General features: G+C 77.5%; 6 protein-coding genes and 1 riboswitch. Of the genes, 1 reads left to right on the top strand and 5 read right to left on the bottom strand.

The annotated features are described in order from the left end of the window. A partial coding sequence (locus QJS33_RS25185) for an ATP-binding protein (protein ID WP_306370552.1) occupies positions 1 to 1,296 on the bottom strand: 1,296 nt, incomplete at its 3' end. 24 nt (positions 1,297 to 1,320) lie between these two features. Further along, a riboswitch (cobalamin riboswitch) is annotated at positions 1,321 to 1,459 on the bottom strand. Between the two features lie 52 nt (positions 1,460 to 1,511). Between QJS33_RS25185 and cbiE the strand changes: the two genes are divergently transcribed. Further along, entirely contained in the window at positions 1,512 to 2,744 is a 1,233-nt protein-coding gene (gene cbiE / locus QJS33_RS25180; protein ID WP_306370551.1) for a precorrin-6y C5,15-methyltransferase (decarboxylating) subunit CbiE, read from the top strand. A gap of 122 nt (positions 2,745 to 2,866) precedes the next feature. Here cbiE and cobM read toward each other — a convergent pair whose 3' ends face one another. Genes cobM through QJS33_RS25160 form a run of 4 tightly spaced genes read right to left on the bottom strand, consistent with a single transcriptional unit; the run spans position 2,867 to position 6,655 of the window. Next, positions 2,867 to 3,634 (bottom strand): precorrin-4 C(11)-methyltransferase, encoded by a 768-nt coding sequence (gene cobM, locus QJS33_RS25175; protein ID WP_306370550.1) that lies wholly within the window; start codon positions 3,632 to 3,634, stop codon positions 2,867 to 2,869. Beyond that, positions 3,619 to 5,133, bottom strand: coding sequence for a precorrin-2 C(20)-methyltransferase (locus tag QJS33_RS25170; protein WP_306370549.1), 1,515 nt, complete (start codon positions 5,131 to 5,133; stop codon positions 3,619 to 3,621). Before QJS33_RS25170 ends, cobM begins: the two co-directional genes overlap by 16 nt. After that, a complete protein-coding gene (locus QJS33_RS25165; protein WP_306370548.1) occupies positions 5,130 to 5,795 on the bottom strand; it encodes a precorrin-8X methylmutase in 666 nt (221 codons plus the stop codon). Before QJS33_RS25165 ends, QJS33_RS25170 begins: the two co-directional genes overlap by 4 nt. Beyond that, on the bottom strand, positions 5,792 to 6,655 hold the full coding sequence (locus tag QJS33_RS25160; RefSeq protein WP_306370547.1) for a nitrite reductase: 864 nt from the start codon (positions 6,653 to 6,655) through the stop codon (positions 5,792 to 5,794). Before QJS33_RS25160 ends, QJS33_RS25165 begins: the two co-directional genes overlap by 4 nt. Between the last annotated feature and the right edge of the window lie 23 nt (positions 6,656 to 6,678).

Here is a 6,678-nt window from a genome sequence, read left to right as displayed (position 1 = left end):
GGGGCGGTAGGGGGCGGCGGCCCGGGCGGTGACGGAGGGGGCGGCGCCGGTCCGGGACTCGGGGGTGTCGTCGTCGGACCCCACGGGTTCGCGCGGAGCGGGGACGTGTTCCCCGTCGTCGGGGGACGCCTCGTCAGTGGTCCCACCGTCGGCGGGGGCCTCCGGGACCTCCGGGGCCTCGGGGTCCTCCGGGGGTCCGTCGTCCTCGGCGGGGTCGTCCGCCCCGCCCGGCCCCGGCGGCTCCGGCGGATCGGGCGGCAGGTCCTCATCGCCCAGGACCCGGTCGAGGAGGTCCTCGTCCAGGCCCGGCGCGTCGAAGGGGTTGCGGCGCCGCCGGTGCGGCAGCGCGAGCAGGGCGGCGCGGCGGATGTCGGCCCGGGTGACGAAGGTCCGGCCCTCCCAGGCGGCGTGCGCCAGGGCCGTGCGCGCGGTGACGATGTCGGCGCGCAGGCCGTCGACCTCGAACGCCGCGCACACCTGCGCGATCTTCAGCAGTGCGGCCTCGGACAGCCGGGCGCGCCGGACGGTGTCCCGGGCCGCCGCGATACGCTCGGCGAGCGCCTTCTCGGCGGCGCCGTAGTGTTCGGTGAAGGCCGCGGCGTCGGAGTCGTAGGCCATGCGCCTGCGGACCACCTCGACGCGGGCGGCGGGGTCGGTGGGCGCGAAGACCTCGACGGTGAGCCCGAACCGGTCGAGGAGCTGCGGGCGCAGCTCGCCCTCCTCGGGGTTCATGGTGCCGATGAGCAGGAACCGGGCCGCGTGTTCCACGGAGAACCCGTCGCGCTCCACGGTCACCCGGCCGGTCGCGGCGGCGTCGAGGAGGAGGTCGACCAGGTGGTCGTGGAGGAGGTTGACCTCGTCCACGTAGAGGAGGCCCCGGTGGGCGCGGGCCAGCAGCCCGGGTTCGTAGGCGACCCTGCCGTGCGTGAGCGCCTGTTCCAGGTGCAGGGAGCCCAGGACGCGGTCCTCGGTGGCGCCCACGGGCAGTTCGACCAGGCGCACCGGACGGCTCTCCACGGCCGTACCGGGTGGGAAGGGTCCGTCCGGGGACTCCTGTGCGGGGTCGGCGGGGTCGACGGAGAACCGGTCGCCCGGGTGGACCTCGACCGGGGGCAGCAGGGGGGCGAGGGCACGCACCGCCGTGGACTTGGCGGTGCCCTTCTCCCCCCGCACCAGGACTCCCCCGATCTCCGGGGAGACGCTGGCCAGGACCAGGGCCAGGCCGAGGTCGTCCAGCGGTTCGGTGTCGCAGCCGACGATCGCGGAGAAGGGGTAGTGCGATGGCCGCAATGGCATGTGAGGCTCCCGCTCGTTTCGCCATGGGTGTAACGGATGCGGGGCCGGTCTTCGGACTTGCCGGGTCCCCCTGTTCGGGGGCCCGGTTCACCGCAGCGGGCCTGTGCCGGAGTCTCACCGGCTTCCCAGATTCTCCCCGGCCGCCCTTCCCACCGTTTCCGAAGGTGGGGAGGCCGGGGCACCTCGCACCAGGGTTCGACGATAGCGTCCACCCCATGAGCACCGACACCCGCCCCACCCCCGATCCCCGTGTCACCGTCGTCGGCGTGGGCGCCGACGGCTGGGCGGGGGTGCCCGAACGGTTGCGGCGGCTGGTGTCGGAGGCGGACACGGTACTGGGCGGGCGCAGGCACCTGGCGATGCTGCCGGAGCGGGCGGGGCAGCGCCGCGAGGTCTGGCCCTCCCCGCTGCGGGAGGGGCTGCCGGCGCTGCTCGCCTCCTGCCCCGGCCGGGGCGTGGTGGCGCTGGCCTCGGGCGACCCGCTCGTGTCGGGGGTGGCGACCACGCTCATCGACCTGCTGGGCGCGGACGCGGTGCGGGTGGAGCCCGCCCTGTCCTCGGTCGCGCTGGCCCGGGCCCGGATGGGCTGGCCCGCGGAACGGTGCGCGGTGGTGACCCTGGTCGGGCGCGACCCCCGGCTGCTGCTGCGGTGGCTGTCCCCCGGGGCGCGTCTGCTGGCGCTCTCCTCGGACGCGGGCACCCCGGCCCTGGCGGCCGCGCTGCTGAGCGGCGCCGGGTACGGCGGCACCCGCATGACCGTGCTCGGGGACCTGGGCTCGGACGCCGAGTCGCGCCTGGAGGCGACCGCCGACGAATGGTCCGGGGTGGACCCCGCCGCGGTGCCCGCGCTGCACGTCCTCGCCCTGGAGGTGGCCGGTCCGCCCGGGTACGGGCTGGCGGCCGGGCTGCCCGACGACGCCTACGAGCACGACGGGCAGCTCACCAAGCGCGATCTGCGCGCCGCCGCGCTGGCCCGGCTGGCGCCCGCCCCGGGGCTGCACCTGTGGGACGTGGGCGCGGGCGCGGGGTCGGTGGGGGTCGAGTGGATGCGCGCGCACCCGGCGTGCACGGCGACGGCGGTGGAGGCGGACGCCGGGCGGGCCGCGCGGATCGGCCGCAACGCGGGGCGGCTCGGTGTGCCGGGGCTGCGGGTGGTCACGGGGCGCGCCCCGGAGGCGCTGGCGGGGCTGCCCGCGCCCGACGCGGTGTTCGTCGGCGGCGGCGCGACCCGGCCCGGTGTGCTTCAGGCGTGCCTGGAGGCGCTGCGACCGGGGGGCCGCCTGGTGGTGCACGGGGTGACCCTGGAGACGGAGAGGCTGCTGGGCGAGGCGCACCGGGACCGCGGCGGGGAGCTGACCCGGATCTCCGTGGAGACCGCCGCGCCGATCGGCGGGTTCACCGGGTGGACGCCCGCGCGCACGGTCACCCAGTGGTCCTGGCGGGCGTGAACCCGGGACGGATCGGGCGGCGTCGGGGGCTGTGGGGCTGTGCCGCCACAGGTGGGCCCGGCGGGCGCGGACCGGGCGACGCCGCCGTGCGGGGGCGGGGCCCGCTCCCGGGGGGGTGCGGCCTACCCGCCGTCCCCCGGCCGGGGCCGGGCCGGGTCGTAGAGGAAGGACTCCCCGCCGCCCCGCGGGTCCAGAGCCCGCCCGACCAGGATGACCGCCGCCTGCCGGAACCCGGCCTCCTCGACCCGGTCGGCGATGTCGGCGACGGTCCCGCGCAGGACCGCCTCGCCCGGCTGGCTGGCCCGGTGGACGACGACCACCGGGCAGTCCGCACCGTACTCGGGTCCGACCTCCGCCATGAGCGCCCGCACCCGGGTGATCGCCAGGTGCAGGACCAGCGTGGCCCGGGTGGCGGCGAACGCGGCCAGGGACTCGGTGTCCGGCATGGCCGTGGACCGCGCCCGGGTCCGGGTGAGCACCACGGACTGCGCGACCAGCGGCACGGTCAGCTCCCGCCCCGCCAGGGCCGCCGCGGCGGCGTAGGCGGGCACGCCCGGGGTGACGTCCCACGGCACCCCGTGCGCGTCGAGCCTGCGGGTCTGCTCGGCGAGCGCGGAGTACAGGGACGGGTCCCCGGAGGTCAGCCGCACGACGTCGGCCCCGGCCCGGTGGGCGCCGACCAGCCGTTCGGTGATGCGGTCCAGGTCCAGGCCCTGGGTGTCCACGAGTTCGGCCCCGGGAGCGCAGTGGGAGAGGACCTCCGGGTCCAGGTACGTCCCGGGGTAGAGCACCACGTCGGCCGCGCCGAGCATGCGGGTGGCGCGCACGGTGAGCAGGTCCGCGGCACCGGGTCCGGCGCCCACGAAGTGCACGGTCACGGCTGCACCCACCGGGGGGTCCAGACGCGGCCCGACGGGGAGACCCGGGTCCCGGACGCCCCGACGATGAGCAGGCAGCGCATGTCGACGGCGGCGGGGTCGAGCCCGGCGAGGGTGGTCACCTCCAGCGACTCCCCCTCCCGGCCCACGTCCCGGCCCACCACGACCACCGTGTCCGGGTCGCGGTGCTCCAGCAGGACGCGGCGCGCTGTGGCGATCTGCTCGGTGCGCGAGCGCGAGGCGGGGTTGTACAGGGCCAGGGCCAGGTCGGCGTCGGCGACGGCGCGCAGCCGGTGCTCGACGACCTTCCACGGTTTGAGGCGGTCAGAGAGGCTCATGACGGCGAAGTCCCCGCCGACGGGGGCGCCCGCGCGGGCGGCCACGGCCTGGACCGCGCTCACCCCGGGCACCACGCGGACGGACACGTCCCGGTAGCGGGGGTCCTCGGCGGCCTCGAACACGGCGGTGGCCATGCCGAAGATCCCGGCGTCGCCGCCGGAGACCACGGCCACGCGCTCGCCCCCGGCCGCCAGGTCCAGGGCGTGCCGGGCGCGGTCGAGTTCGACGGTGTTGCCCGAGGCGTGGCGGACCAGTCCCGGGCGCTGGGGGACGCGGGCGACGTAGGGCCCGTAGCCGACCACGTGGTCCACCCCCGCCAGTGCCTCCCGGGCCTCGGGGGTGAGCCAGTGGTCGGGGCCGGGCCCCAGGCCGACGACCAGCAGCTCGGCGGCCGGGCCCGCGGGCCGGGGGGCCTCGCCCGACGCGGCGGCGCCGTCGCGGGAGCGGGGGCCGTTGCGGCTGTCGCCGGTGACCAGGACGAGGGAGAAGTACGGGACGGTGTCGGGGTCGACCTCCGCCGCCGGCAGGCGGCGCTCGCCCGCCATGGAGGCGCGCTCCACGTACACGGCGTGGTCCAGCCGCCCCGCCGCCGCGAGGGCGCGGCGCACCGCCGGGAAGGTCCGGCCGAGCTTCATGACGACGGCCGCGTCGGTGTCGGCGAGGCGGCGGGCGAGTTCCGGTTCGGGCAGGGTGCCGGACAGAACGGTGAGCACGTCCGTCTGGCGGGCCAGGGGCGCGGCCGCGGCGGCGGTGGCCGCGGCGAAGGCCGGGACGCCGGGCACGATCTCGGTCTCGTACCGCTCGGCCAGGCGGTCGTGCATGTACATGTAGGACCCGTAGAACAGCGGATCGCCCTCGGAGAGCAGGACGACGTCGCGCCCGGCGTCGAGGTGGGCGGCCAGGCGGGCGGCGGACTCCTCGTAGAAGTCGGCCAGGGCGCCCTCGTAGCCGCCCGGGTGGTCGGCCGCGCCGGTGGTCACCGGGTAGGTGAGCCGTTCCTGGACCGCCCGCTCCGGGATCAGGTCGGCGGCGATGCGGCGGGCGTTGGAGTCCTTGCCCGGACCGCAGTGGTAGGCGACGACGTCGGCCGCCGCGATGAGCCGGGCGGCCTTGAGGGTCATCAGCTCCGGGTCGCCGGGGCCGACGCCCACACCGTGGAACCTGCCGGTCATTCCTCCTCCTTGGCGAGGGCGTTGAGGGCCGAGGCGGCCATCGCGGAGCCGCCGCGGCGGCCGCGGGCGAGCACGTAGGGGATGTCGACGCCGTGGCGGTCGGCGAACTCCTCCAGGGCCTGCTTGGACTCGGCGGCACCGACGAACCCGACGGGGCAGCCGACGATCGCCGCGGGGCGCGGGGCACCGTCGACGAGCATCTCCAGCAGGTGGAAGAGCGCCGTGGGCGCGTTGCCGAAGGCCACCACGGCGCCCGCCAGCCGGGGCTCCCACAGGGAGACCGCGGCGGCGGAGCGGGTGGTGCCCCAGCGGCGGGCCAGGTCGGGGACCCGGTCGTCGCCCAGCAGGCACAGGACGTCGTTGTCGGCGGGCAGGCGGCTGCGGGTGACGCCGGTGGCGACCATGGTCGCGTCGCACAGGATCGGCGCGCCGGACCGCAGGGCGGACCGGGCGGCGCGGACCAGGCCGGGGTGGACCACCAGGTCGGCGGCGAGGTCGACCTGCCCGGTGCCGTGGATCATCCGGACCGCGAGGCGTTCGGCGTCGGCGGGCAGGTGTCCCAGGGACGCCTCACCGCGGATGGTGGCGAAGGAGTCCGTGTAGATCGCGGGCCCGTCGTCGATGTACTCGTAGTGCCGGTTCGGGCGGCGGGGGGCGGTCACCGCACCTCCCCGGGGACGACGATGCCGCGCCAGGGTGTGACGACGAGGTCCCCGCCGCCCGCGGCGAGGGCGTCGGCGGCGGCCCGGTCCAGGCCCTCCTCCGGGACCGGGACGTGGCGTGCGCCGCCGGGCAGCGACCCGTACGGCAGCGGCGGGGCGGGGGCGGGCAGGCGCGGGTCGGGAGGCTGAGGTGCGCACAGCGCGGAGGGGAGTTCGGTGACGTGCCACGGTGCGGTGGGACCGTCGCCGCGCCGCTCCAGGAACAGGTCGGCGAGGCGCACGAGGGCGTCGGCCGCCCCGTCGAGCCGCACCGTCGGCCCGTGGCGGTCGCCGACGCGCAGCTGGGCGGTGGACCCGTCGAGCGCGGTGAGGCCCAGGTCGCAGGCGCGGTCCACGAGGTCGCCGCGCCCGTCGTCGAGGACGAACAGGAAGCGGCCGGGCAGGGCGGCGCGGTGCGGGGCCGAGCACAGGGCCGTGTCCAGGGCGGCGGCGACGGGACGCAGGTCGGCGTGTCCCCCCGACAGCCCGGTGAGCGGTGAGGCCATCACGTTGCGGACCAGTTCGTGGGAGGGCGAGGGCAGCAGCCCGGTCGCCTCCAGCGCGCCGAGGACCCCGGGGTCGAGGCGCCCGTCCCGGCCGGGCAGGGCGCGCACCTGGAGGTTGGCCCGCCCCGTCACGTGGACCCGGCCGGAGCCGTACTCCTCGGCGAGGGCCGCCAGGGCGGTCAGGGACCGGGCGGGCAGACGGCCGCCGATGAGCCGGAGCCGGACCAGCAGGCCGTCCTCGGCCGTCCAGGGGCGGAGCGCACCGGGGCAGCGGTCGCGCCGGGTACGGGGCGCGGAGGCGTCCGCGGGGAACATGCACGTCCTTCGGTTCGGGGGCC

The sequence above is a fragment of the Nocardiopsis sp. CC223A genome, from assembly GCF_030766825.1.
Classification (GTDB): domain Bacteria; phylum Actinomycetota; class Actinomycetes; order Streptosporangiales; family Streptosporangiaceae; genus Nocardiopsis.
Note: the sequence above shows the minus strand (reverse complement) of the source record. Positions and strands in the feature narration are given on the sequence as shown.